The organism is Candidatus Bathyarchaeia archaeon (assembly GCA_038883335.1).
Lineage (GTDB): Archaea > Thermoproteota > Bathyarchaeia > Hecatellales > Hecatellaceae > JAVZMI01.
This window is the reverse complement of sequence record JAVZMI010000012.1, coordinates 1-25,049: the sequence shown is the minus strand read 5'-3', so window position 1 is coordinate 25,049 and position 25,049 is coordinate 1. Positions and strand designations below refer to the sequence as shown.

23 protein-coding genes are annotated in these 25,049 nt (G+C 47.6%); 12 read left to right on the top strand and 11 right to left on the bottom strand.

Annotated features, from left to right (window positions below; genetic code table 11):
* The first annotated feature begins 8 nt into the window (after positions 1-8).
* From QXJ75_06080 to acs, 3 genes are all read left to right on the top strand, one after another.
* A complete protein-coding gene (locus tag QXJ75_06080) occupies positions 9-629 on the top strand; it encodes a TIGR00296 family protein (GenBank protein ID MEM3737631.1) in 621 nt (206 codons plus the stop codon).
* Positions 630-820: 191 nt separating this feature from the next.
* Positions 821-1,876, top strand: a complete 1,056-nt coding sequence (locus QXJ75_06075; GenBank protein MEM3737630.1) for a glycosyltransferase — start codon at positions 821-823, stop codon at positions 1,874-1,876.
* Positions 1,877-2,005: 129 nt separating this feature from the next.
* A complete protein-coding gene (gene acs / locus QXJ75_06070) occupies positions 2,006-3,910 on the top strand; it encodes an acetate--CoA ligase (protein ID MEM3737629.1) in 1,905 nt (634 codons plus the stop codon).
* A gap of 15 nt (positions 3,911-3,925) precedes the next feature.
* Here acs and QXJ75_06065 read toward each other — a convergent pair whose 3' ends face one another.
* The gene (locus QXJ75_06065) at positions 3,926-5,122 is read right to left on the bottom strand and encodes a THUMP domain-containing protein (protein MEM3737628.1); all 1,197 of its coding nucleotides are present in this window, start codon (positions 5,120-5,122) and stop codon (positions 3,926-3,928) included.
* A gap of 281 nt (positions 5,123-5,403) precedes the next feature.
* The gene (gene dinB / locus QXJ75_06060) at positions 5,404-6,480 is read right to left on the bottom strand and encodes a DNA polymerase IV (protein ID MEM3737627.1); all 1,077 of its coding nucleotides are present in this window, start codon (positions 6,478-6,480) and stop codon (positions 5,404-5,406) included.
* Between the two features lie 152 nt (positions 6,481-6,632).
* Between dinB and QXJ75_06055 the strand changes: the two genes are divergently transcribed.
* From QXJ75_06055 to QXJ75_06045, 3 genes are all read left to right on the top strand, one after another.
* A complete protein-coding gene (locus QXJ75_06055) occupies positions 6,633-7,292 on the top strand; it encodes a DUF47 family protein (protein ID MEM3737626.1) in 660 nt (219 codons plus the stop codon).
* A gap of 13 nt (positions 7,293-7,305) precedes the next feature.
* Positions 7,306-7,857: a tRNA-intron lyase gene (gene endA / locus QXJ75_06050; protein MEM3737625.1), complete on the top strand. Its 552-nt coding sequence runs from the start codon at positions 7,306-7,308 to the stop codon at positions 7,855-7,857.
* Between the two features lie 121 nt (positions 7,858-7,978).
* Positions 7,979-9,238, top strand: a complete 1,260-nt coding sequence (locus QXJ75_06045) for an FtsX-like permease family protein (protein MEM3737624.1) — start codon at positions 7,979-7,981, stop codon at positions 9,236-9,238.
* Between the two features lie 156 nt (positions 9,239-9,394).
* Here QXJ75_06045 and QXJ75_06040 read toward each other — a convergent pair whose 3' ends face one another.
* The 3 genes from QXJ75_06040 to QXJ75_06030 form a co-directional block, all read right to left on the bottom strand.
* Entirely contained in the window at positions 9,395-10,060 is a 666-nt protein-coding gene (locus tag QXJ75_06040) for an isochorismatase family cysteine hydrolase (GenBank protein ID MEM3737623.1), read from the bottom strand.
* 174 nt (positions 10,061-10,234) lie between these two features.
* The gene (locus QXJ75_06035) at positions 10,235-11,728 is read right to left on the bottom strand and encodes a cytosine permease (GenBank protein ID MEM3737622.1); all 1,494 of its coding nucleotides are present in this window, start codon (positions 11,726-11,728) and stop codon (positions 10,235-10,237) included.
* A gap of 16 nt (positions 11,729-11,744) precedes the next feature.
* Positions 11,745-12,521 carry a creatininase family protein gene (locus tag QXJ75_06030; protein MEM3737621.1) on the bottom strand — a complete coding sequence of 259 codons (777 nt, stop codon included), beginning with the start codon at positions 12,519-12,521 and terminating at the stop codon, positions 11,745-11,747.
* Between the two features lie 121 nt (positions 12,522-12,642).
* Here QXJ75_06030 and QXJ75_06025 point away from each other — a divergent pair, with 121 nt between their 5' ends.
* Positions 12,643-13,944: a helix-turn-helix domain-containing protein gene (locus tag QXJ75_06025; protein MEM3737620.1), complete on the top strand. Its 1,302-nt coding sequence runs from the start codon at positions 12,643-12,645 to the stop codon at positions 13,942-13,944.
* Here the strand turns inward: QXJ75_06025 and QXJ75_06020 are convergent.
* A complete protein-coding gene (locus QXJ75_06020) occupies positions 13,922-14,878 on the bottom strand; it encodes a hypothetical protein (GenBank protein ID MEM3737619.1) in 957 nt (318 codons plus the stop codon). The two genes, QXJ75_06025 and QXJ75_06020, sit on opposite strands and share 23 nt — an antisense overlap.
* Before the next feature lie 129 nt (positions 14,879-15,007).
* On the opposite strand from QXJ75_06020, the gene QXJ75_06015 reads away from it, so the two are divergent.
* On the top strand, positions 15,008-15,223 hold the full coding sequence (locus QXJ75_06015) for a biotin/lipoyl-containing protein (GenBank protein MEM3737618.1): 216 nt from the start codon (positions 15,008-15,010) through the stop codon (positions 15,221-15,223).
* 114 nt (positions 15,224-15,337) lie between these two features.
* Here the strand turns inward: QXJ75_06015 and QXJ75_06010 are convergent, their stop codons facing one another.
* From QXJ75_06010 to QXJ75_05995, 4 genes are all read right to left on the bottom strand, one after another.
* The gene (locus QXJ75_06010; protein MEM3737617.1) at positions 15,338-16,471 is read right to left on the bottom strand and encodes a sodium ion-translocating decarboxylase subunit beta; all 1,134 of its coding nucleotides are present in this window, start codon (positions 16,469-16,471) and stop codon (positions 15,338-15,340) included.
* Positions 16,472-16,697: 226 nt separating this feature from the next.
* Positions 16,698-17,699, bottom strand: a complete 1,002-nt coding sequence (locus tag QXJ75_06005) for a 5-oxoprolinase/urea amidolyase family protein (GenBank protein ID MEM3737616.1) — start codon at positions 17,697-17,699, stop codon at positions 16,698-16,700.
* Positions 17,700-17,717: 18 nt separating this feature from the next.
* Positions 17,718-18,695 carry a carboxyltransferase domain-containing protein gene (locus QXJ75_06000; protein MEM3737615.1) on the bottom strand — a complete coding sequence of 326 codons (978 nt, stop codon included), beginning with the start codon at positions 18,693-18,695 and terminating at the stop codon, positions 17,718-17,720.
* Between the two features lie 196 nt (positions 18,696-18,891).
* Positions 18,892-19,866 carry a biotin--[acetyl-CoA-carboxylase] ligase gene (locus QXJ75_05995; protein MEM3737614.1) on the bottom strand — a complete coding sequence of 325 codons (975 nt, stop codon included), beginning with the start codon at positions 19,864-19,866 and terminating at the stop codon, positions 18,892-18,894.
* Positions 19,867-19,930: 64 nt separating this feature from the next.
* On the opposite strand from QXJ75_05995, the gene QXJ75_05990 reads away from it, so the two are divergent.
* From QXJ75_05990 to QXJ75_05975, 4 genes are read left to right on the top strand one after another with little or no spacing between them, the layout of a single operon-like run.
* Positions 19,931-20,494 carry a biotin transporter BioY gene (locus tag QXJ75_05990; protein MEM3737613.1) on the top strand — a complete coding sequence of 188 codons (564 nt, stop codon included), beginning with the start codon at positions 19,931-19,933 and terminating at the stop codon, positions 20,492-20,494.
* 5 nt (positions 20,495-20,499) lie between these two features.
* Entirely contained in the window at positions 20,500-21,336 is an 837-nt protein-coding gene (locus QXJ75_05985; protein MEM3737612.1) for an ABC transporter ATP-binding protein, read from the top strand.
* Positions 21,333-22,163: an ABC transporter ATP-binding protein gene (locus QXJ75_05980; GenBank protein ID MEM3737611.1), complete on the top strand. Its 831-nt coding sequence runs from the start codon at positions 21,333-21,335 to the stop codon at positions 22,161-22,163. Before QXJ75_05985 ends, QXJ75_05980 begins: the two co-directional genes overlap by 4 nt.
* On the top strand, positions 22,163-22,936 hold the full coding sequence (locus QXJ75_05975; protein ID MEM3737610.1) for an energy-coupling factor transporter transmembrane component T: 774 nt from the start codon (positions 22,163-22,165) through the stop codon (positions 22,934-22,936). Before QXJ75_05980 ends, QXJ75_05975 begins: the two co-directional genes overlap by 1 nt.
* Positions 22,937-23,247: 311 nt before the next feature.
* Here the strand turns inward: QXJ75_05975 and QXJ75_05970 are convergent.
* Positions 23,248-25,049, bottom strand: a 1,802-nt coding sequence (locus tag QXJ75_05970) for a hypothetical protein (GenBank protein MEM3737609.1), incomplete at its 5' end; no start/stop codon positions are given.

Below are 25,049 nucleotides of genomic sequence, written 5' to 3'. Positions count from 1 at the left end.
TGGAGAAGTTGAATTTTACACTCACAGACGAGGAGGGAGCACTCCTAGTGAGGCTTGCTAGGGCGGCGATAACCGAATACCTCCTAAACAAAAGGAGGCTGAAGCCTCCGGGAGATGTACCCAACAAGTTGAAGACTGAGTGTGGAGTCTTTGTCACCCTTAACAAGATCACAGACGAAGGTATGGAGCTGAGGGGTTGTATAGGCTACCCAGAAGCTATTTTACCCCTTGCAGAGGCAACCATAGACTCCGCTTTCAATGCGGCCTTCCGCGATCCGAGGTTCCACCCACTCACGGTTGAAGAGCTAGATCGAATCTTGGTGGAGGTAAGTGTCCTGACGCCTTTGCAACTCATAGAAGCGAAGAACCCTAAAGATTACCCACGCCAAGTGAGGATCGGTGAGGATGGTTTGGTGGTTGAGAGAGGAGGATTCAGGGGGCTTCTCTTACCTCAGGTTCCTGTGGAGTGGCGGTGGGATGAGGAGGAATTCTTGTCTAACTGCTGTATGAAGGCAGGTCTAACTCCGGACTCATGGCTTCTAAACGGCACTAAGGTTTACAAGTTCCAAGCCATAATTTTCATGGAGGAGACGCCCAAAGGGGCTGTCAAGAGGGTGAGCCTTCGGTAGGGGTGGTGCTTGAGGCTAAGGGGTGATAGGTTATCTCGAAGGAACCTCCAGAATGCCAGCAGCTCAGAGTCTACTTTGCACCTTGCGGAATCGGACTCGGCCACGCGGGGCGCTGTATCGAGGTCGCCAAAAGGTTAGATAGAGGTGGCTGTGAGACCCTCTTCTCAACCTATGCGGATGCTGTAGACTATGTGAGAAGTGCAGGTTTCAGAGCCGTCTTATCTCCAAGCCTCCAGTATTGGAATTGGCCGGATGGGGCGGTTGACCCTTGGCGTTCATTCCGGTGGTTCATGGTGAGAAACCTCATATTCTTTGGCAGGCAGGTAGTCTCTGAGATTGCGCATATTGCATCGTTTAATCCTGATGTTATTGTTTCAGACACCCGTCTATCCTCCATAATAGCTGGGAAGATGCTCGGCAAGCCAGTTCTCACGATACTTAACCAATTATATATTATCGCCCCAGGCTTCGTCCACCACCGGTTTGTGTCAAACCTTGCCAAGGCTTTCTGCCTTGGAGTGGTAGCTTCTCTCTGGGGTCTGAGCGACACAATCATAGTTCCAGACTTTCCACCACCATATACAATTGCGGCACAAAACATGCTTATCCCGAAAATATACCGGGAAAAGGTAAAGTTCATCGGCCCAATCCTTCCAGTCAGGTATGAGGAGCTACCTGAAGTTGGTGAGATCCGTAAGAAGTTTGGACTTGACGACAGACCTCTCATCTACGCCGCCCTAAGCGGCCCACGCTCGGAGAGAAGGTGGTTTGGGGAGAAGCTTCTGAAGGCATTCAAAAAGTTCCCAGACCGCTACCAAGTGGTAGTATCTCTGGGGGACTTGGGTAATTCGCACAACGCTAACAACAGCCATTATGGAGAGAACGTTAAGGTTTACAATTGGCTGCCACAGCGGTTCGAGATGCTGAAAGCCAGCGACATCGTTGTGGGGAGAGGCGGCCACACTACTACTGTCCAGAGTTTAGCTTATGGGAAGCCTCTAATTCTGATCCCAACCCAAGAGCAGACTGAGCAAATCGGGAATGCTAAAACAGCGTTGATGCTTGGTGTAGCCGAGGTGCTTGACCAGAGAAGGATATCGGCAGAGATCCTACTCAACGCGTCCGATAGACTCCTCAACTCTAAAGATTATTCTACTAAGGCTAGGGAGTTTAGGGAGACAGCGCTCAAGACCAACGCCATCGAGGACCTAACGAGTAGAATTGTGGCATACGCTGGTTCCCGTTAGCGTTATACATTCGAGAAGAGTGTTCAAGCTTTATATTGGAGCTTTTGGCAGTCTCATAAATGCAAACAGGTAATTACTGAATGAATGCAAGGGTTTGAAACATTGGCCGAGGATGTCACTCTTCCTTTTATGGAGAAAGTTTGGCCTACGAGAAGGTACCTAGAGTTTTATGAGAGATCTCTCAAGGACATTGAAGCTTTCTGGGATGCTGAAGCCAGAAAAATTGAATGGTTTAGAACTTGGGATAGGGTCTTAGACTGGGATCCACCTTTCGCTAAATGGTTTGTTGGAGGTAAGCTCAACGCTTCCTATGTTTGCCTAGACATCCATATGAAAAGCTGGCGGAGAAATAAGGTTGCACTATACTGGGAAGGCGAACCTGGTGATACACATACTCTGAGCTATACAGAACTCTACAGGGAAGTCAATAAGGTCGCCTCAGCCCTAAGGAGACTTGGTGTTAGAAAAGGTGACACGGTAGCCCTATACCTCCCCATGATACCTGAACTTCCCATCTTCATGCTCGCCTGCGCTAGGATTGGAGCACCTCACACGGTTATATTCTCAGGTTTCAGTAGCGCAGCCATAGCTGACAGGGTTAACGACGTTCAGGCTAAACTCGTCGTAACAGCCGACGGAGGCTATAGGCGAGGTAAGATTATACCCCTAAAGAAGATTGTCGATGAGGCATTAAAAACAACTATGACTGTTGAGAGGGTCATAGTTGTTAAGAGGACTGGCTCCGATGTTCACATGGAGGAAGGAAGGGACCTGTGGCTTCACGACCTACTTCAGGCGGCGGAGAGTCACGTCAAGCCTGAGCCTGTAGAATCCAACGACCCTCTATATATATTATACACTTCAGGAACTACAGGTAAGCCTAAAGGCATAGTCCATGGCACTGGCGGCTACATCGTCTTCAACCACTCAATGTACCGGTGGGTCTTCGACATCAGGGAAGATAGCATCTACTGGTGCACCGCCGATGTGGGGTGGGTTACAGGCCACAGCTCCATAGTCTACGCTCCCCTGACTCATGGAGCCTCGATCGTAATTTATGAGGGAGCACCTGACTACCCGGCCCCAGACCGCTGGTGGTCCATAATTGAAAAGTATGGCGTAACTATTTTTTACACAAGCCCCACAGCCGTGAGGATGTTTATGCGGTTTGGGGATGAATGGGTCGATAGGCATGACCTAGGAAGCCTCCAAGTTCTTGGAAGTGTCGGAGAGCCAATAAACCCGGAAGCTTGGCGTTGGTACTTCGAAAAAATTGGAAAGGGACGGTGCCCAATAGTCGACACTTGGTGGCAGACGGAAACTGGGGGAGTGATGATCTCTCCAAGCCCAGGCATATGGCTCGTACCTCTGAAGCCAGGCTCCGCGTCCTACCCGCTTCCAGGCATCGATGCCGACATCGTGGATCAAGACGGAAAATCTTGTCCTCCCAAGGTCAGAGGCTACCTTGTGATAAGGAGACCTTGGCCTGGGATGCTAATAACGATTCACAACGACCCCGAAAGGTACAAGTCGACATATTGGTCGAGATTTCCAGGTCTCTACTTCGCCGGTGACTACGCTATGAAGGATGAGGAGGGATACTTCTGGCTGCTTGGCAGAGCAGACGAAGTTCTGAAAATCGCTGGGCACAGGATTGGAACAGCGGAAGTTGAAAGCGCCATTGTGAGACATCCAGCTATAGCTGAAGCTGCCGTGATAGGAAAACCTGATCCTATTAAGGGCGAGACGATTCTTATCTTCGCTGTACTTAAGGAAGGCTTCGAGGCTTCTAACGAGCTAGTGGACGAGGTTAGGGAGCATCTACGTAAGACCATAGGGCCAATCATAAATCCTGAGGCCGTATACTTTTCAAATACTTTACCGAAGACCAGGAGTGGAAAAATTATGCGGAGAGTTATTAAAGCTGTAGCGTTGAATATGCCCATCGGAGACTTGAGTACTCTTGAAGATGAAGCTTCCGTCGAAGAGCTTAGGAGAGCTTACGAGGAGCTCAGGAGGGCTTTGAGCAAATAGAAGTGAGCTACACCCTTAAGGCGCCCCGCTTATCTCAACCACTCTCCTACGCTCTACCGCCTCGTAGACCTTGCTACGGAGCCCCAACCTTGCCTCCAATGACTTTATCCGCTCTAAATTCATACCCAGAGTTTCTGTACACGTAACGCCTTCTATTACACCGCCACTCGACATTAAATCAGTTGGCAACTGAAGTACGCCTATGAGCCTAGAGACCTCTTCACCACTTAGAGCAATCAGGGGGCAGTATATGGGTACATCTGCGCTCTCCCTCAGGCTGAGAAACAGCTCTGGATGATAACCTCTCTCGGGGTGAGGCCTATATCCTGCCACTATACCCTCACCACCTATCAGGCGGCATATACCAGACGCGGCTGCGTGCGACGCACGTGCATATAGGACTTTAAATGTTGCGCAATTTGCTGCAATGCTGTGGATAACATCCACAACCCCATCAAATGGTATAAACAGTAATTCCAGCCTTCCAACTGGAACAAACTCTCGGAGACTTTCTGCAAGAACTATAGCCTCATCGCGGCATCTAAGGTCTGGAGAGTTCTGCAACTCAAGATATACCGGGATGACTTCGACGCCCCTTTTCATCATTAACCATGCGGCTAGAGCACTATAGACATTGCAGGTCAAGAGAGCCACAGCCTTTCCCTGGCTTCCATAGGGTAACCCCCCTAAACCTTCATAGAACTGGCTGTAGATGTAAGCAGACTTCTCTCTAGCCTCTACATAGATCGTCTTATCCGGATTTTTGAGGTCAACTCTCAGACCTCTCTCGCGTCCCAAATGGTCAAGCACCGCGGACCCGATTCTCACCTCTAGATCTTTGCTGGTGTAGGGGTGTACCCCGACTCTCCTAGCATCGACAGCAAAACTTTCACCTATGGTTAGGGTGGATTCCGCCAGCTTCAACGCCGCTTCTACTATAGCATCCATCTCGATGGTTGTCTTACAGGCAGGTGCAGAATACTCTACACCAAAGATGTGGCTTGCCGCTTTGGCAGCTGCGTAGGGCTCTCCGCTACAGATGTAGATCCTCCCCCTCTCTTTTCTTATAGACTCGAATGGAACTTCCCGCTTTCTCAGTGCTGCTCTGAGGTGTCGTAGTAGCATGTCCTCCAGCTTAGCTCTCACTGGCTTGCTCTTTAATCCAATCTCAGAATAGGCGACAATCGCGACATTACAATGTTTGGTGCTCATTTATCATTAGCCTACATCCAATTCTTAAGCTCAAGTCTCGCCAAATTAGATAACCTAATTTAAGTTTTCTCGGCAATAGCATGATGCACCCCTGGGAAAAGCGAGGACAAACACGGCTTGGGAAAAATTGGCATTTAGCAGACTTTCCCAGGGGCAAATATATGTAAGCCGTATTAATAGATAAAGTTAAGAGTTGGATGAAACTAAACCTAAGATACACGGTTAACGCCTGTTCGATGCCGAGGAAACTTGTATAGTTCTCTTTAGGCGGTGAAAAGGGGCTAAATTAAGGTTTTCTGTTTTTCGTGCGAAAACAGGTTTGAAACTCTCACGCCTATGAGCCGTACTTTTCTTTCAGCTCTCAGATATGGCTGTATAAGTTCATGCGCCACTTTCAGCAAGTCTGCAAGCCGGTTTGTCTGGAATAGTAGAGTCTTGGTGTGGGTGTGAGTCTCAAAATCTTCATACCTGACCGTCACGGTAACAGTCTTGAACAATAGGTTCTGATCCTTAGTCTCTGTGTGAACTTCCTCGCAGAGCTTATCTAATGTGGAAAATATGAAGTGGAAGTCGGATGTGTCTTCTTCAAACGTTACGTATCTCCCAATGGACTTGGATATACCCCGTTCCTCTACCTCGCTCTGATCTATCCCCCGTGCTGAGAGATACAGTTGAGTACCGACCACACCGAACTTATCTACGAGCAGTGAAGGGTCGCACCGTTTCAGGTCACCTACAGTCTTGATGCCGAGCCCGTTGAGCTTACGCTCTGTCTTCTTACCTACCCACAAAAGTTTGCCGACTGGTAATGGGGCGAGAAAAGATTGAACATCTTCCTCCTCAACAACGGTTAGACCGTCAGGCTTCTTGAAGTCGCTGGCTATCTTAGCTACAAGCTTGTTAGGCCCGATTCCAATTGAACACGTTAGCCCCTCCTTTTCGTAGATTTCTCTCTTAATCTCTTGGGCAAGCCTCTTAGCGTCCTCGTATGTTCTGACACGCGTGCTTACATCTAAGAATGCCTCATCTAAACCCCACTGCTCAAGCTTTTCAGCGTATCCTCGGAGGATCTCCATTATTCTGGAAGAGACCTCAGCGTAGAGGCGATAGTTGACTGGTAAGTAGACTGCGTGGGGACAAAGTCTCCATGCGGCGGTAATAGGCATACCTGAACTTACGCCACATTTCCGGGCTTCATAATTACATGCACTAACCACCCCTCTCCCTTTCCCACCCTTTGGGTCAGCGCCAATAACAACAGGCTTGCCCCTGATTTCCGGATGTTCTCTCTCTTCAACTGCAGCAAAGAACTGGTCCATATCAATGTGTAAAATTATTCTACTCCTGACTGTGTCCATCTACCAGTTATTTCTCCTTCATCCGTTTGTAAACTACAAACTATGTCTTTTTAACTCATATAACGCAGGGTGCGAGTTATAACCAAATCTTTTAAAGCTACCCTCACATTTTTTTTGTCAATTAACTTGGGAACAGGATGCGGGTGGAGGGAATGACACTTCCATTAGAGTCGGCGGAGCAGACTAGGAGGAGACTCCTTGAGGTATGCCAAGAGCATATGAGAAAAGTTCTCGAAACCTTCCGGGAAGTCTGCCTGATGATATCTGCCTACGGCGACAGGAACGACCCCCTCGTAGTTCAACATTACAAGAACGTGAGTAAGTGCGAGGAGGAGGCCTCGGAGATTAAGAAGACCTTGATGAGGGAGGTAGCGGAGGTAGGCATGGTGCTCCTCAGCCGCGAGGACTTTATCCGCCTCTCATCTGAAACAAACACGATCGCCGATTATTGTGGCGGTATCTCCTTTAGATTGATGGAGCTTTCCAACCGGAAGTGGTACGTTAGCAACGATGTCGCTAAAGATATCGGAAGCCTCGCAGAGGCTTCACTGAATTGTGTGGGAAGACTAAGAGAGACTATCCTCTCGTTGATTTACGGGGGGGAGAAGACCCTTGAGGTAGCCAAGAATGTTGAGTCGGCTGAGAGGATTGTGGACGACATTTATAGGAAGGTTGACCTCAAGATCATAACCAGCAAGATGGAGCTACCTCTCATACTAATGTTGCGGGATGTCGCTAACTTCCTTGAAGAAATAGCGGATATGAGCGAGACAGCCAACGACACCGCGAAGATACTGGCTATAACCCTCTGAGCTTGTAGTGGTTATGAAGGCTGAGAAGATACAAGCTGAGTTGGTGGAGAACCGACTGGTTGTCTGGGATCCAAAAGAAGGGACTGAACTATATGGTGTAGGGTATTACGGGAAGCCCCTAGGCATACCGAAGCCTAAGGTCATCGACTTCAAGGTTCCTCTCCTCCTAGATCTTATGGAGGGGCTATACCTCTTCGAAAAAGGAAAGTTAATCATCTTTGAGAAAGGAAAGAGAGTATCTAAAAAAGAGTTAATCAAGAAAGCAGGGCAGATATATGAGGAGTTCCCACTGAAGTACGCCGTATACCGGGATCTTAGAGAGAAGAACCTTATAGTGCAACCTGGGATAAAATTCGGCTGCGACTTTGCGGTCTATGAGCAGGGACCGGGGATCGACCACGCCCCTTTCCTCGTTCAGGTTAAGCGGCGAGGAGATAAGATGGATGCTGTAGAGATTGTGAGAGCTGGGCGCCTTGCCACAACCGTCCGTAAACGCTTCCTCATCGCTATACCTAACCGCAAGAAGGGAGTAACCTATCTAATCTTCAAATGGTGGAAAGCGTAACCCAGACACAAATATTGCCTTGTAAAATTTTTTAAGCCCCTAAGAGAAGATTGCATAGATAAAGTTACTACTTCTAATGTTTTTATATCTCATATGTAGGTTAGCTTGGTGAGGGTAGTGGTTGAACGTATTAGAGATCTTCAGTTTCTCCCTGAACGCATTAAGAGAGAGGAAGGTAAGGGCTGCCTTAACTATCCTAATGGTAGTCATTGGAGCTAGCTTAATAATTTCACTCGATGGTATGAGCGCTGGCATGAATGTCTTCATAGAGGAACAGTTCAGCGTCCTAGCCCCAAACATTATAATTGTTACACCTGCGCCAGTGATAATGGGAGCTGGAGGCGCGCAGAGCAATCCAGTTGAGCTTAACGCACTTACAGTCAACACGCTCAGGTCGATTCCAGGAGTCTTAGATGTCTCCCCAATAATCGCACGCAACGTAGAGCTGCGGTCTGGCGGGTCTACAATAAGTGTGATGATGGTTGGTATGGATCAAACTAAGGCGCACTACATCGCTCCGAACATCAAGTTGGAAGAGGGACAACTTGTATCACCTTTCGACTCTGTCGGTGTAGTAGTGGGACATGATATAAAATACCCGCCTGGACAAACTCAACCCTTCGCCAGACTTGGGCAAAGTCTAACCGCGCAATACACAGTTTTGGAGGGCTCTGGTTCCACGCAGAAGCCAGTCACTGTGAAGAGGTCGTTCATAGTTAGAGGTTCAATAGAGGATCTCGGGGCCAGTAGCTTCATCCAGATGAACGACATAGCTTTGGTATCTTTATCTGCTGCTCAAACCTTCTTCAAGACCGGCGGGGAATATGATGCGGTATATATTGTAACTAGATCGGCTGATCTTAACCCCCAAGTCGAAGAGAGAATTAGAGAGATATACGGTGAAGATATCGGCATAACTACACCGAAAGCGATCGTCGAGACAATACAGGGATTCGTATCTGGCTTCTCAGTCTTCGTGTCAGCAATAGCGGCTATATCAATGATTGTCGCCGCAGTAGGTGTTGTGACCACGTTGTTAACAGCGGTGATGGAGCGTACTCGAGAGATCGGGATTCTTAAGGCCTTAGGTTTTAAAGATAGCCTGATCATGTTGCTGTTCCTGAGCGAGGCTGCTTTGATAGGTGCCATAGGTGCGAGTGTCGGTATACTTTTAGGGATGGGATTAGGTGCATCTCTGCTAAGCATGCTTTTGGCGGGTACGCCGCAGCAAGGTTTCTTCGGTGAGATAAAGCCGGTCTTTTTTGCAGGCGACATATTATTCGTTTGGGGTTTCGCTCTGATTACCAGTATAATTGCAGGATTTTACCCTGCGTGGAGGGCATCCAGCTTAGACCCCATAGTAGCGTTGAGAAGGGAATAGAGTTAGATAGAGCTGAGCCACCCCGTAAACTTAAATGCCGAAACAAGCATTATAAATCAAGTATAACACATAGCTAAAAAATAGGACCCTAAGCTCTCAAGCTAACTGTGGAGGAACCGTCTTTTTGAGAGCTTAGGGTTCGGGCTGTTGGGGTTGCTATTTCAGCTTAGCTTTCTTGAGGGCGGCTATGAACTCAGTAGAGCTGGAGACCCATCCAAAGACTCCGCCTTGCATCTTGATTTGCTTTATTGCTGCTAGGTAGTTCCCGTAGTCAGTTGCCCCTGTGCAGTCTTCGAGGAGTAGACACCAGTAGCCTCGGTCGTTGGCTTCTCTCATCGTTGTATGAACGCAGACGTCGGTGGTTATTCCCGTCAAGACCAAGTGGGTTATGCCTCTATTACGTAGGACTAGGTCGAGGTCTGTGGCGTAAAATGATCCTTTTCCAGGTTTGTCGATTATGAACTCGCCAGGGGTGGGGTAGAGTTCTGGGATTATATCCCAGTTTTTCTCCCCCCGCACTAACAGTCTACCCATTCCGCCTTTAGGTACGTCCCCTATACCCACACCTTTGCCTATGATCTTGCTTCTGAGGATCTTGTTGGGGGGGCAGTCGGATAGGTCAGGCTTATGGCCCTCCCTAGTGTGGATGATGGTGATGTCGGTACCTCTCACAGTTTCTAGGCAGTTTTTAATCGGTTTGATCGGTGCAGCTGTTAAGGAGAGGTCGTAGCCCATCACGTCCACGTATCCACCTTTACCGCAAAAGTCAGTCTGCATGTCGATTACGACGAAAGCCGTTCTCTTAGAGTCGAACTCTAAGATTGAAGTGTCTCCGAAGTTTGGGCAGTCGAAAACTTTCACTGAGAATTTCTTCCCAAGAACTGGGGGTGGAACCTCATAGACATGCTTTATCGCGCTAATTTTCACCACCACCTATTTTCTTTTTTAGAGGAAAAAAAGAAAATAAGAAAAAAAGAGCGATTCTGGCCTAGGGAGCTAAATCTTTGCATAGTTAATCCTCCTACTCGGCAGCAGATCCGTCAACGCCTCATCCAATATGACAGACGCAACCTTTGACACCTTTGGGGCGGCTGCAGGTTCAGATGGCTTGGAAGGCTTGAACCCTTCGGGGAGTAATTTGGCTCTTGACACCTTCCATAAGATCGGGTACACTATCACACCCCAGATAATTCCTGCGATGGCAGGAGTAAGCTCGGGTGTCATAAAGGCCATGTAGTACGCGGTTGCTACTGCTCCAGCGAAGCTTACAAGGGCGGGCGTATTGACCTTCTTCGTGGTCAAGGCGAGCATCTCTTCATCATTCAGGTGTCGTGCTACAATCCAGAAGTGCCCAATAATGACTCCGCCTACAGTTGGTACGAAGACGCATAGTGTTGTCAGCCAACCTACGAGGCTGCTCATTATACCCGAGGCGCCCACAATTATGCCTCCAAGCATCCCTATTGCTGAAGCCCGTTTCCAAGTGAACCACCTTCCCCTACCACCTAGACCTTGAAATACGTTGACATAACCGTTGGTCGAGTTGTATAGGCACGAGTCACAGGTCGTCCCGTTGCTCGCCCACTGCATGACCATTATCGGTATTCCTGCGCCTACAGTTGCCAGCCCATAGAACCAATCAAGCTTTAATGCCGCGGCTGAATATAGGCAACCCATTACAACCATGGCGTTATTGGTGCCTAGGAACCAGACAGCAGTTACACCTAACGCTTCTTTAGTACTTTTAGTCCACCTATTGAAGTCGCCTGTCATAGTTGAGCTATTAACGAAAGTTCCTACAGACATAGTCATCCCCAGAGCCCACGGTATCTCAGGCCCTATTGGTGGTCTGCTCATTAGATTTATACCTTGGACGAACACAGCGTCTAGAACAGTGTAAACCATCCAGATTACGAGGCCTGTGATGGCGATGATGGCAAACCTAGCGAAGTAGTACATCCACTTGATACCGTAAATGGCAAATAGCCCGAATATGGCGGCGAATATGATAGTCCAGAACCATGTGGTGCCAGTTGGACCTAGGATATTGCCGAATCCTGCAAGGCCGCCTGGTGCCATTCCACCGCCTGCAGCCCCCGAGTACCATTCATACCCGTATAGGCCACAGAACAGATCTGCCGCTAACCAAGCCTGGAATGTGAACCAACCGTTCACAAGCCCAGCCAAGAGCAATGCTGGGATAACGTAACCATATCTACCGAAGGTTGCTTTACACTGCAATGGGAGGTTATAGCCGTATTGGGACGACTTGACTGCTATAAAGCTGGAGTACGTGAAGAGGAACAACGCCCCAGCTATGGCAGCGGTGTAAGCAGCTGGCGCCCCAAGCCCCGCATAGATTCCGCTACCGATGTAGATACAAACATAAGCATACCCGAAACCAGCCACGGTGACGGCGGGAGGCCAGAATCCAAGTCTCGCTTCCCTCGGAACAGGGCGATCTGCAAATTCGTCTTTAACTTTTTCCACGCATTTCTCACCTCTTTTAGATTGTTTTACTTGGTAGTTCCTCTTTCAGCCCTTTCTCAACTAATTTGGCAAGCTCTGTAGCTGCTTCTTCCAAGATTTCTTCACCAAATTTCGCTGTAGCCTTTGTGGCGGCTACACCTATGACCCCACTCTTCGTGTACCGGTCAGATCGATATTCGAAGAAAGTGAGGTGGTCACCTTCATTAACAGCCTTATCCATCTCCACCAGGTCTGGTCTTACCGCCAATACGCAGGCTGTCTCAGCTTCGTTTGCGTGAATGTAGCCCCCCCAACCACGAGTCTCTGGGCAGTCCCTAACCAGCTTCTTTAACACTGAATCGGTAACAGACCACCAGTCCTGCACCCTTACCTGTAGGTCTGAGAATTTTTCCCTCAAGATATCCCTTGCACAATATATGGGACCCCAATTCCACATGTGACCGTTGAGGATCATTATCTTTCTTATGCCAGCCTTGTACAGCCAGCCGCTGATCTCAACTATCATCCTCATCATGGTTTCAGGGCTGATTGATAGCGTTCCTGGGAAATCACCGTGGCTTCCGGAGCTTCCATAACATAATGGCGGAACTACTGGAACGCCTGTCTTAGCAGACACTCTTTTGGCGACCTCGTAGCAGTCTATAGTATCAACGGAGAGCGGCAGATGGGGGCCATGCTGCTCTATTGATGCGGTTGGCAGGATAGCCATCTTCATTTTCTCTGTGAGTTGCTGGATGTCCTTCCAGCTCAACTCATCCCAAAGAATCGCTTTTCCCTTCTTCGGCAGAACCATATTCTGAGGTGACCTCTATCCCATTTAAAGCCATACCAAATATATTCATATGTGATTTGCAGTGGTTAATTACAAGAAGCAACCATGTTTAAATGGCTCTTTCCATAGTTGTACCACGAAGATGACTTCCTCTGTGATTGTTAACCAAACTTGGGAGCTCAGCGAGTACTTGGTTAGATATGGGCTTTCAAAACGGCAAGCAATAACATATCTGGGCCTATTGCAATTAGGTGCAGCGCCTGTCAAACCTATTGCCGAAGCTACCGGTATTCCGAGAGAAGAGTTATATCGCATCTTGAAGAGGCTAAAAACGCTAGGTGTGGTGAAGGAGAATTTAAGTCACCCTCGGATCTATCACTGTATACAGCCAACCGAGCTTCTTAATCTGTTAGTGAAAAAAGAGGAGGAACGTATCAAGGAGCTTAGAAACAACCGGCAACAGATTATATCAAAATTAAATGAGCTGAAAGATAATTGGATAGACAAAAACAATAAAGAAAATCAGCCCGATATGAGGATAGAGCTGATCGAAGGGCGGGAGGCGACATGGTCGCAGCTCGCATGGCTTATCAAGCATTCTAAGTCCTCCCTAGCGATAGTTATTTCGCCAGAAATACTGGACAAGCTTCTAAGCGACTTATTGCCTCTGGTTAGGAATGCGCGGAGGAGAGGTGTAGATGTAAAAATTCTAACAGAGGTTAAGGAGAAGCATCTAGATTCGATTCAAACCATTTCGAGATTCTGCCCTGTTAAACATCTCGATCAGATGACCCCCAGCTTACTAATTATAACCGATAACTCAGATGTTGCTTCCGCAATGAACATTGCAAGAGAGCCTCTTAGCAATCTAGATAAACTTGTAGTCTGCAGGGAGAATGTGTTATTTGGTTGCACAATGGACCTGTTCAACGAGATGTGGAAGAGCGCCACCAACGCGGAAGTAAAACTCAAAGAGATCCTCGCAGGGGAAGCTCCCTGTGTTATTAAGGCGGGCTACGGCTGGGAGTTCATTGGCGATAAAACTATAGGAATTGTAAAAAATGCAACCCGCTACATTGCGATCATAACTTCAACCTCGAAGGGACTACTCCGACTTGAGAAGGTGGTAATGGATGACTTGGTGAAGGCTAAATTTGAGAGGAGTGTGGAGATTCGTATTTTGACACAACGCGATGAGGAGAATGCCGAGGTTTCACGCAAGTTATTAAAAATTGCCGAGGTAAGAGCTATCCCCCCTCAATATATGTACATGTATATTAAAGATCTAGACGAAGCCATCATTGGTGAGATCGTACATGACACATATGATAATGCTACAGCCACTGGCAATACGACATGGATCAGATCAGACGCAGTTGTCACTATGCTCCACAGATCATTTGAAGCATTATGGGAAAAGGCTAAGCCGATAGATGACACTTAAAGTATTGTAAAACTTGGTTAAAGGTCTCGCCTAACTTTTCTGAACCTTCAAGCTCAGTCTCCGCATAGATTATGAAGTATCTTAGACCCTCCTCACAGTAGATAACGGCAACCATATGCGCGGAACAGCCGCCAACCGCCTGTCTTCGCCTAAGCCCAAAAAAGCCCTTTCGCTGCTCGTGTATCACCGAGAAGTGACAAAAGTCCATAGCGTGCCCAGGTAACTCAGTGGTCTTTCTTTCCTCCACTATAAGAGACTTCACATCGCTCTTCTTTTCAATCTCTTTTATGGCTGCGTCTACGAAAGCAGACGGTGTCGCGTATTTATCTCTCACATTAACTAGGGGGCTCCAGATGATGTTTATCTTGAACCCGTGCGGCGTTTGAAGATCCATTCTCCCTTCCCACTTAAGATTCGGTCTTTCCCCTACAACTCGGCAACCGGGCGGGACATATACTTCCAGATTATACATTGAATAACGTATTGTCGCCGGGGTTTCTGATGAACGTTCGGCTGGGGTTGCCTTCCCAAACTTGAGCCTTCGTTTTAGTCTCATCCACGAGAGACTTTGGCTTTTATATTTTACTTTTATATCCCCAATTTGAGGAATACTCTGTTGAGACATGTCGATGACACCGTCGTCTTCCAGTAGCTTCTGCCAGAAAGCCGCTTCAAGGTATGCGCCAAGGAGTTCCTTACCTCTGCCGCTCCCACCTGCCTCTACCAGCTTAGCCCCCCTCATCGCGGCACGCCTCTCCCAGTCCTCCCAGTACTCCCAGATAGCCCCACACTTCCCACAGCCGAAGCGAGCAGGAGCAAATACGCCATCCTTCTCGACTGCAAAACTTACTATATTTCTGCAGAGAGGACAGGTGTTCTTAAACTTGGATGATACCTCTTCAGATTCAGCCTTAAGAATTACCACGCCCTTCAAACCACCCAGCTACACTATGCTTCAATGCCTTTCACTTTTTTATTTGTGTGATTTATTTTTATAAATCACAAATATTAAAGTTGCCTAAATGCAATGAAGCATTAACCCGCTAGGCGGTGAAGAGTTCCAATGCAAGAAACAGTGGAATCTCCACTTCCCGGTAAGGTCCTCTCGGTGAACGTTAAAATAGGAGATAAAGTTAGTGCAGGCGCAGTCCTACTCACAATAGAAGCTATGAAAATGGAGAACGAGATCTTTGCACCGAGAGACGGCGTTGTCAAGGAGCTTAAAGTCTCAACCGGCGACTTCGTAGAGATCGGCGACCCTCTCGTTATAATCGAGTAGAAAGAGGGAAACGCTGTCGCCTCTCCCTTTAATCTTGCTCTCTCCATATTCTAAACAACATATAAGATCGACTTGTAGGCAAGTGTTTAAAAAAGGAACTATGTTTGTTGAGGTTTAGGGCGCTAAGAGGGTTATAAAGTAACCCGCCACGAGGGCTGAAGCTATCACGCCCGCTATATTTGGACCCATAGCATGCATCAACACATAGCACCGGCTATTTGCCTTACTGACGATAACTTGGCTGACTCTAGCCGTCATTGGCACGGCTGAGACTGAGGCGACACCGATGACTGGATTATATTTTCCCTTTGAGATTACGTAGAAGAGCTTACCTAACAGTAGCCCGCCGACGGTTCCGCCGGCAAACCCTGCAACACCTAGGGCGAAGATCAGGAGTACTGGAGGCTTGAGAAAGACCTCAGCTGTGAGAGTCCCACCAACACCCAAACCTACCAGTATAGTGCATATATTCATTAATTCATTCTCCGAGGTGCGGGCAAGCCTTTCAGTAACACCACTTTCCCTGAAGAGGTTACCTACCGCTATGGCACCTATCAGCGGAGTCGCTGCAGGAACGAGCATGGACGCAACAACCACCAAAACGATTGTAAAGATGATCTTTTCAAGCTTTGAAACCTTCCTAATCATGGGCGGCATATAGGCCGCGCGCTCCTTCGCTGTTGTTAAAGCATATACCAAAGGTGGTTGTATTATCGGAACCATTGCCATATAGAGGTAACCACTCGCAGCAACGGGGCCGAGGAGGTGCGGTGCTAGTTTCGTATTCGCGTATATGATAGTCGGCCCGTCAGCTGAGCCGATGATACCTATACCAGCCGCCTCAGCTGGAGTGTAACCTATTAAAAGGCATGCGAGGAAGACTAGGAAAATGCCAAGTTGACCTGCTGCTCCCAGAAGTAGGGCGTGAAGCGGTCTTGCCAGCATGGGCCCGAAGTCGGTCATAGCACCTACACCGATAAAGATGAGGATAGGCAAAACCTCTGTATCGATGAGGAAGTGACGGATGTTGTAAAGAAGCCCGTGAGTATCCGACATGCCTCCAAGAGGTACATTTGCTAGAGCACAGCCGAACCCTATGGGAACTAGGAGAAGCGGCTCATATTTTTTGGCTACACCCAAGTAGATGAGAGCCAAGGCGAAGGCTATCATTATAACATGCCCTACTGTGAGGTTGGCGTAGCCAGTGGTAGTTAGGAAGGCTAGTATCTCTTCAAGAAATCCCCTCAATTGCTTTTACCCTCCTTATTTTTCTCTCCTGAAGGCTTTCCCTGCTCCTTCACTTCAAACCTTCCAGTTTTAGGGATAACCAGACTTATGAACCAAACTACAATGCCTATTATTCCGCAAAAGAGGAAGGTGAATAACATACCAATGAGAGTTACCGTAACACCACTCTCGAACCCAAACCACTCCAAAAGTCCGCTTTGCCTCCTTTTTGGTAGATTACATGCAACTAGCCGCTAATGGATGTAGCTATCAATTTTTCCTGCTCCTTTCTAAGCTTCACAGCTTCCTCTAGGGTAAGCTTCCTAAACCTCATAATGTCAACGCCAGGCACAGCTTGCCCAACCTTCCAGAGTTCGGCGCTGACGATTGTGGCGTTGGAGACGAACCCTCCAAGGCTAGGCCCGTCAACGGTTAGAATTATAGGCATATCGCCTGTCATATTTACGGTGCCTATAGCATAGGCGCAGTCATGTATGTTTGAAGGATGCCTCCCAGCCTCACCCCCATCATTCCGAGCCCATCGGGGCTTTGGACCGCTAAGCCTGTATCCTAATCTATTCGAGTTTCGATGTACTTTCCAGTCGTAATTGAAGAACATCTTCATGTCCTCAGGTGTAAGAAAGTCTGGGTCGGCATGAGGACCAGGGATAGCCCCGATCTCCCACACCCTCTGATAAGTTGGCATAGCGCTAGCTTTTAACTTCCTCCCAACAAGTTCAGCTAACAGCTTGTTTGGCCTGCTAGTTTTGAGGACGTCACCCCTCTTCAGGGGTCTCCCCTCAAATCCGCCTAAATGGCCATAAGGTAGAAATGGCGGTCTTGGTGGTGTCATAGTGGACTTACTGCCTAGAAAAATAGGGACATCTATCCCACCAGCGATAGCTAAGTATGCCCTGAAACCATACTCCTTTATCAAGCCTATGGACAATATTGACTCCCTTTTCACCTTTACTGACTCCCACATGGGGATGAGCTCTCCATCAACCTCAAGTCTAAGTTTCGGTCCAGTCACAGCTACGACAGCATCTTCCAGGAATCTGAGCTTCGGCCCAACAGCAGTGATCTCAAGTCCTGCCTCACCTTGGAAGTTGCCAACCAATAAGTTAGCCAGCCTGAAGGCTAAGGGATCCATAGGTCCAGAAGGGGGAATACCGATGTTCCAGTAACCTATTCTGCCCGGATAATCTTGAACAGTAGTTTGAATTCCACCTTCTATAACCTCGAACATATAACTAGCCTCCGGAGATTATATGATTATATCTTTGCTTGCCTCCTGCTGCCTCTTTCTGAACGCGTCAGCTTCCTCGCGGATAGAATCCAAGAAGTCGAAATACCCTTTAACATTAAAAACCTCGTAGGGATTTATCTTGAATCTATAGATCCCATCCGAAATCTGCCGCCGAATCTCCTCTAGCTCGCTTTCAGTTACAGGCGTAAACTGTATCCTGTCAAACGGTCTCAGTAACCAAGGAGCTTCTCTGAATGCTGGGTGCTTCTGCTCGGCGTCCCATATCTGGACACTACGGCCGATCAGCTGATACCCGCCCGGTGACTCAATCGAATATATACAGATGTATGCTCCGCCTATCCCAACAGCCCCCTCAGGGGTCCACATCCTGGCGGGGTTGTATTTGGGAACAACCAGCCTATAACGGGGGTCAAGTGGCACTGCACAGGGTGCGCCAGGGTAAACGTCGCCCAGACCGATCACGAGATGCTGAGTTGCAGATATGTACTCCTTGACCTCCTCCACGCCTTTTAGCCCGTTACATTTTGCCACAAACTCTACATTATCTGGTAGGTTTGGCGCATCAGCCCTTACCGTCTCCATATATCTGCGTATAGCCTCCTTTGTCCACTTGTCATGGATAGCTATAGGAAGATTTATGAAGCGGGAGGGTATCATGAGTTCTTTAAGGTACGGGATCTTCTCCTCTGCCTCCTTTAACTGTGCGATAAGTTCTTGCGTAGGCAGTTTAAGGCTGTCGTAGTGTATAAGTAGTGAGCGAACCCCTGGCGCAGTTTCGATTAACCCATTGATTTTCCTTTTTTTAATTTCTTGATCCAGAGCATATACTCGGAAAGTATACTCTAAGTTAAGTTTCATCTCGCCATACTCCACAAGTATATAGCGATCACCCGCAAGCCGATAGACGACCTCTGGCCTATAAGCTGTTCCGGCAAGCCGATCAATTATAGCTTCGGAGAATACTGCTGAGTTCATCAAAACATTCCACCAGGTAGACAATCATTATCGAGCCAACATGTACATTATACATTATAATCGTTGGTAATTTACAAAACTCAATCACACTTCCACCTCATGAAAAATCACAACCGTGCTACTCAATAATAAACTCGAAACTTCTTAGAAAAACGTGAGATGCCTTTAAAAACATGAAGATTGCCATTTATGCTTTCTAAGCCTTCATAATGCGCACGTCTCCAGCGACTACACGCTTCAAAGAGCCGTCTCTAAGCTTAACGATTAGAAACCCTTCACCGTCCACATTTAAAGCCAGCCCCTCGAACTCTTCATCGACAGAGGTAACGCTAACCAAAGCTCCAAGAGTTTCCGAGCGCCCTCTCCACTCATTTAGAATCGATCCGAACCCTTCTACGGCGAACAGCCTATATAAATGCTCGAACTCTTCCAGCAGTATTTGCAGGAAATCTACTCTAGAGGACTCCTTTCCTATTACCTCTTTAATCGAGGTGGCAGTTTCACGTAGTCTCTTTTCAGAAGATAGGTCAACGTTTACATTCACACCGATGCCGATAACTAGGTAATTGATCAAATCCATCTCAGCATTGACCTCAGCGAGTATGCCGCAAACCTTCTTGCCGTTAAGTATCACGTCGTTGGGCCACTTCAACTTTGCCTCCAAATTGTAGAGCCGTTTAATAGCTCTGGCTACGGCTACACCCGCCAATAAAGTGAGCCCTTGGATGCGGGGATTAAAACGTGGCCTTAATATTATGGATAACCATACGCCCCCCGATGGTGAGAACCAATCTCGACCCATACGCCCCCGGCCGTTGGTCTGCCTCTCAGCAACAACTATAGTCCCCTCTCTTGCACCCTCACTCGCTAGCCTCTTCGCTATATCTTGTGTGGAGTTGACCTCCTTGAAGTAGTGGATCTCATGTCCTATTAAGCTTGTTTGTAGCTTAGCTTTGATCTCCCACGGCAACAATAGGTCTGAGTTGCCCAGCAGACAGTACCCTTTATTCGGTACCGACTTTATGTGATACCCTTCACTCTTCAGTTTCTGGATATACTTCCAGACAGCTACTCTAGAAATGTTGAGCTGTTTCGCTAACTCTTCACCAGAAGTATAATCATCTTTTTTCTCCTTAAGCGTTTTAATTATATTTTCCAGCACTTCAGCCATAAACTGTTAACCTACAATATTAGGCTGGTTAACTTTATATAACCTTATCCGCCTCATAACTTATATGAGACTTACAGCGTTAGACATAACTCTAACCTCCCTTTTTGCTGCCCTCACGGCCATAGGTGCCTACATATTCATACCCCTGCCTTTTAGCCCTGTACCTATCACCATGCAGACCTTATTCGTATACCTCTCAGGTGCCTGCCTCGGAAGCCGGCGAGGCGCCTTGAGTCAGCTGACTTATATTCTCCTAGGCGCCGTAGGGCTACCTATCTTCTCTGGTGGAAAAGCTGGCGTAGGCGTCATATTTGGCCCGACAGGCGGCTATCTGGCAGGCTTTGTGGTTGGCGCATATATTATTGGTAAGTTAGTTGAGGCAAGAGACCGCAGCTCTGGTCTCTCAATATCTATCGCCTCAATGTTGGTTGGCTCAGCATTTGTATACCTGTTAGGGGTTCTGCAACTTTCGTGGTGGTTGAAGCTGGAGGTGGGTGTAGCTACTATGATAGGGGTTCTACCTTTCCTGCCGGGTGACATCGTGAAGATCATTCTAGCCTCTTTGATATCGCTAAAGATTAGAAGAATCTTCCCGAGTCTTCTACCCATACAAGCTCATCGGGTTTAATAGTCATGATAGAGATCAGAGACTTAACTTATACGTACCCTAGAGCTGAAAGCCCCGCCATCTCCCACATTAACTTGAGGATTGAGGAAGGAGAGTTTGTCATCTTAACAGGTCCCAGCGGCTGTGGCAAAACAACTCTTTGCAGATGTCTAAACGGGCTGATCCCCAACTTCTATGGAGGAGTAATTAATGGTTCGGTGAGTATTGCTGGCTTAGATACCTCAGCCCACCGCACAAATGAGTTATCCCAACACGTAGGATTCGTCTTCCAGAACCCGGAAAACCAGCTTTTCTCACTCTCCGCTGAGAGAGATGTAGCATTTGGACTTGAGAACCTAGCTACCCCGCGGGATGAGATTAGACGCAGGGTAGATTGGGCACTACAAGTGTTAGGCATTTCAAATCTTCGAGAGAGATCACCTCAGGAGCTTTCGGGTGGGGAGCAGCAGAAAGTTGCACTGGCATGCGTTATTGCCATGAAACCTAAAATAATGATCCTAGATGAGCCCACATCGCATCTCGATCCACTATCTGCTAAAAGTATCTTGGAGGTCATAGGAAGACTAAATCGAGAGCAAAGAATCACAGTCATATTGGTTGAACAACGCCTAGACTTGGTGGCCAAATATGCCACAAGGATTCTAGTGATGCTAGATGGAAGAATAAAGTCAGATGGGGCCCCCAGAACAGTCCTAGCTCGGAGTTTAAAGGAGCTTGAATGCTTGGATATACCGAAATTTACGAGACTCCACTGCATCCTCGCCCAAGAGAAAATCCTCACCCTTCCAGTTTCCTTATCCGCAGAAGAGCTTTCAAGAAAGCTGAGAGGCGCCCTAAGTTGACGATCAAGGCAGAGAATGTTTCTTTCTCTTATCCACCTAACATACCCGCACTAAGAGGAATTTCACTAGAGATCGCCAATGGTGAATTCGTAGCTCTGATGGGTGAGAATGGTGCGGGTAAGACGACGCTTATAAAGCATTTTAACGGGCTTCTTAAGCCTTCGAGTGGAAGAGTCTTAATTGACGGCGTAGAGACAACTAGGCGTTCCGTTGCTGAGCTTTCAAGAGAGGTGGGCATAGTGTTCCAAAACCCGAATCACCAGCTCTTCTGTGATGATGTAGAGAGCGAGATTTCATTTGCTTTGAAAAATTTCGGATTCGACCCCCCTACTATCAAAAGGAGGGTCGATTGGGTTTTAGAGCTCCTCGGCATCGAGAAGCATAGACATACATCCCCAATTCTTCTCAGCGAAGGAGAGAAGAAGAGAGTAGCTCTAGCCTGTGTTCTAGCCTGGGATCCAAAATGTTTAGTGGTGGATGAACCTACCCTAGGGCAGGACTATAGCCATAAGAAGAGGCTACTTGAACTTCTCAAAACACTGAACCGTGACGGTAGAACCGTCATAATCGTTACCCATGACGTTGAGTTTGCCGTGAGGTGCCAATGTAGAGTTTGCTTAATGACAGCGGGTAGGCTAATAGCCGATGGAGCCGCAGACGAGATACTAACAGATGCGGCCCTCGTGAAAAAAGCAGCTTTACTCCTACCCCAAGTTACTGAGGTGTTCCAGTCACTCATAGATTTAGGCTTCCCGCCCAACATTGTAGGGATCCAAGAGGCTAGAGATTTTATCACTCGAAAAATCTTGGAGAGCCATCGAGGTTGATGAAGATTTATGGAGGTTTAAAGTTTAAGAGGGTTTCCTCACCTCTCCACAATCTTGATCCTAGAGTGAAATTTCTTCTGGCCGCCACAATATTTTTAGGCGCTATGATCTTTGATAGGTTGCTACCTCTTACCATAATTTTTATGTCCACCGTTCCGGTCGTGATCGTTGGGAAATTATTAAGGGAGTGGGTTAGAGTGTTGAGGAGCATTACCGTTTTCAGCGCGGTAATCTTTACGGCGCATCTTCTCTCTAACCTTTCCATTCATGGTTATATCATTACGAGCGAGACTTTGGAGACTTCAGCTGTTATGGCTCTCAAATTCATTATCATAGTAGGGTCTTTCTCTATCTTCCTCACCTCTACTTCGCCAGATGACTTCAGCGTAGCCTTACAAAAAATTCGGATTCCCTTCGAACTTTGCTTTGCCTTCACTATGGCGGTAAGATTTGTACCGTTGTTGGCAATGGAAACTCAATTTATCTTAGATGCTCAACGGGCACGGGGCCTAGAACTTGACAGAGGCAGATTCATCTCTCGGGTAAAAAACTATGTTCCCGTACTGTTCCCATTGGTAGCAAATTCGATTAGAAGGAGTTGGGAGCTTGCGGAGGTTATGGAGGCTAGAGGCTATGGGCTGAGTAGGCGTCGAACAAGCCTCTATGAGTTGAAGTTTAAAAATATGGATTACCTCGTTTCAGGGTTGGCGATATTCGCCATGGTTACTCTGACTTATGTGAAATTTACAGTCCCGATGCTCACTTCCCAGTGAAACCGGGGGTAAATTGCTGTTCCATCGGGATCCAAAATGTCTCACCCTCCTTGAGGGTACTATCGAGTCTATCTCGCATGAGCCGCATACAATCGTGTTTAAGGTTAGTGTTACATCTTATCTTTAGATCTGGTTTATGAAGAATGCTTCTCTAACTGAATAGGCCTTGGCTTAACTCGAATTTAATTCTATACTTTTCAGTCCAGCTTTATTTTGACTGGGCAGTAGACATAGAGAGCCCAGTACGTCTGGTATGTACGTAAAAAGAGTATTATGCTAGACTTTTGCGATACAATTTAATGCGATATCTACTAAAGTGGCTGATTTTTTCGAGTCGGGGTAGAATGTTTGCGCCTCCCCTTCAGTCGAGATGCTATTAGAGCGAGTACTACTACTGTGGCGACGGCTGCGACCGCTATAGGTAGAAGACCGCTACTGGTTTGTGTAGCCTCAGATTCCTTTTCTATCTGAAGTGGTGGAGCCACGCGGACATTGACTGTCTGGTTAACGGTTTGGGGTTGGTTATACTCATCGCGGTAGTAGATTGAAAGCTTCAATGGGTAATCCCTTTCTCCTGCTTCGGGGCTTACGATGGCCGTTAGTGAGATAGGTGCTGGCGCGTTTGGGTCAAGTTCACCTATGTATGGGAAACCGCCTAGAGCTTGCTGAAACGGAAACTCTGGGATGACCGAGACGTTAGTGTACATGGCAGGGGCTGTGCCACGGTTTAATACTGTGAATGAGAGCGTAAACTCGTTCCCAATTTCAGCTGGGGAAGGACTGGTAGAGACATCGTACACTACCAACTCCACCCTCCCATGGAGAGGGACACCGATATAGTTCGTCGTAGCCTGCCTGACACCCAAACGGTCAGTATAGCTGATGTCGATTTTGAAGACGTGCACCACGCCAGAGTTAGCGGTAGGTGAAGCCATCAGTGTGTACTCAACCGACTTGGTTGAGTTAGGCGCTAAACCACCTAAGTTCACGACTGAGGGGCTTATAGCTGCGAAAAGCTCTGGAGGCTGGAGACCCACTGTGACAGATTGCGCCCCAAAATCGCCGAAATTTTTCAGATTTAGGGTCAATGTGAAGATATCACCTTTATAGACTATCTCTGGGCTGATTTTATACGATTCGAGGTTTATGTTTGAGCTGGGTACATTAGGGAATACCTCTAAGCCAACGCTCCTTGTCTCGGTGTATAGCTGACCTCTCACGTCCTTATAGGTTAGGGTTAAGTCTATTCTGTATGTCCCTACAATGTCTTTACCTGTAGTTATGTAGGCTGGGAAATATGTTGAGGTCTGGAATTTGATCAGGTCGAAGTGCCAGAAGTTATCCTCTCCAACCAATATTAGAGGCGAGGTCGTGGTTGTTTGAGCTAAGGACGCACTGCCAGTGGGCAGAGTTAAAGTGACGCTTACATCCCTCGCGTCACTCAACCCTTCATTCTCTAACGTAAAGTTAACTTTATTTACTACTCCAGCTGCGATCTCTCCATCTTCGAGTTTGATCGTCATAATGGGCTTTATTACCGGATCTTCAACTATTACACCAGCGGATACAGAGCTACTCCTTTCAAACCCGTAGCCATCACTATATGAAAGAGTAGCTGAGATCGTGTATGCGCTCCCTTTGGATGATGAAGGGGCATACAACTCCATATTAACTGTAAGGCTCTCTGAGGGCCTGACTTGAGAGAACCGCCAAAGAGTATCTTCAGCCACCGCTACTAGCGGGGATGGGACGGATATGACAACCTCGACAGCTGAGGCTGTGGCACTACCTTCATTTGTAAGATTCAATGTGACTATGTTGGGCCCCGAGTATATAGTTTTAGGGCTTAGGTTTGCTGAGAATCGAACCTCCCCAAGAAGCGGAACTGAGACCGTCGTCTTAGAGGTGACGCCAGCTGGATACCTACTGATTGTCGAGGTGAGATCCATCTCGAGATTGTAAGTTTTGAGCTCAGCATTTGGGCTTATATCTAATGTGAAGGTTAAAGTTGCACTGTCTCCGGGCGAGATCGAAGTAACTCCAGCTATAGCTTCAGACCCTCCCATCGAGGTCGTGAAGGGTGAGTTGGTTAGGTAAATTTTAGCGGTAACTC

Coding starts and splice junctions, on each gene's coding strand:
- acs (MEM3737629.1), top strand. CDS start 2,006: ATGGAGAAAGTTTGGCCTACGAGAAGGTACCTAGAGTTTTATGAGAGA.
- QXJ75_06065 (MEM3737628.1), bottom strand. CDS start 5,122: ATGAGCACCAAACATTGTAATGTCGCGATTGTCGCCTATTCTGAGATT.
- dinB (MEM3737627.1), bottom strand. CDS start 6,480: ATGGACACAGTCAGGAGTAGAATAATTTTACACATTGATATGGACCAG.
- QXJ75_06055 (MEM3737626.1), top strand. CDS start 6,633: ATGACACTTCCATTAGAGTCGGCGGAGCAGACTAGGAGGAGACTCCTT.
- endA (MEM3737625.1), top strand. CDS start 7,306: ATGAAGGCTGAGAAGATACAAGCTGAGTTGGTGGAGAACCGACTGGTT.
- QXJ75_06030 (MEM3737621.1), bottom strand. CDS start 12,521: ATGGTTCTGCCGAAGAAGGGAAAAGCGATTCTTTGGGATGAGTTGAGC.
- QXJ75_06025 (MEM3737620.1), top strand. CDS start 12,643: ATGACTTCCTCTGTGATTGTTAACCAAACTTGGGAGCTCAGCGAGTAC.
- QXJ75_06015 (MEM3737618.1), top strand. CDS start 15,008: ATGCAAGAAACAGTGGAATCTCCACTTCCCGGTAAGGTCCTCTCGGTG.
- QXJ75_06005 (MEM3737616.1), bottom strand. CDS start 17,699: ATGTTCGAGGTTATAGAAGGTGGAATTCAAACTACTGTTCAAGATTAT.
- QXJ75_06000 (MEM3737615.1), bottom strand. CDS start 18,695: ATGAACTCAGCAGTATTCTCCGAAGCTATAATTGATCGGCTTGCCGGA.
- QXJ75_05995 (MEM3737614.1), bottom strand. CDS start 19,866: ATGGCTGAAGTGCTGGAAAATATAATTAAAACGCTTAAGGAGAAAAAA.
- QXJ75_05990 (MEM3737613.1), top strand. CDS start 19,931: ATGAGACTTACAGCGTTAGACATAACTCTAACCTCCCTTTTTGCTGCC.
- QXJ75_05985 (MEM3737612.1), top strand. CDS start 20,500: ATGATAGAGATCAGAGACTTAACTTATACGTACCCTAGAGCTGAAAGC.
- QXJ75_05975 (MEM3737610.1), top strand. CDS start 22,163: ATGAAGATTTATGGAGGTTTAAAGTTTAAGAGGGTTTCCTCACCTCTC.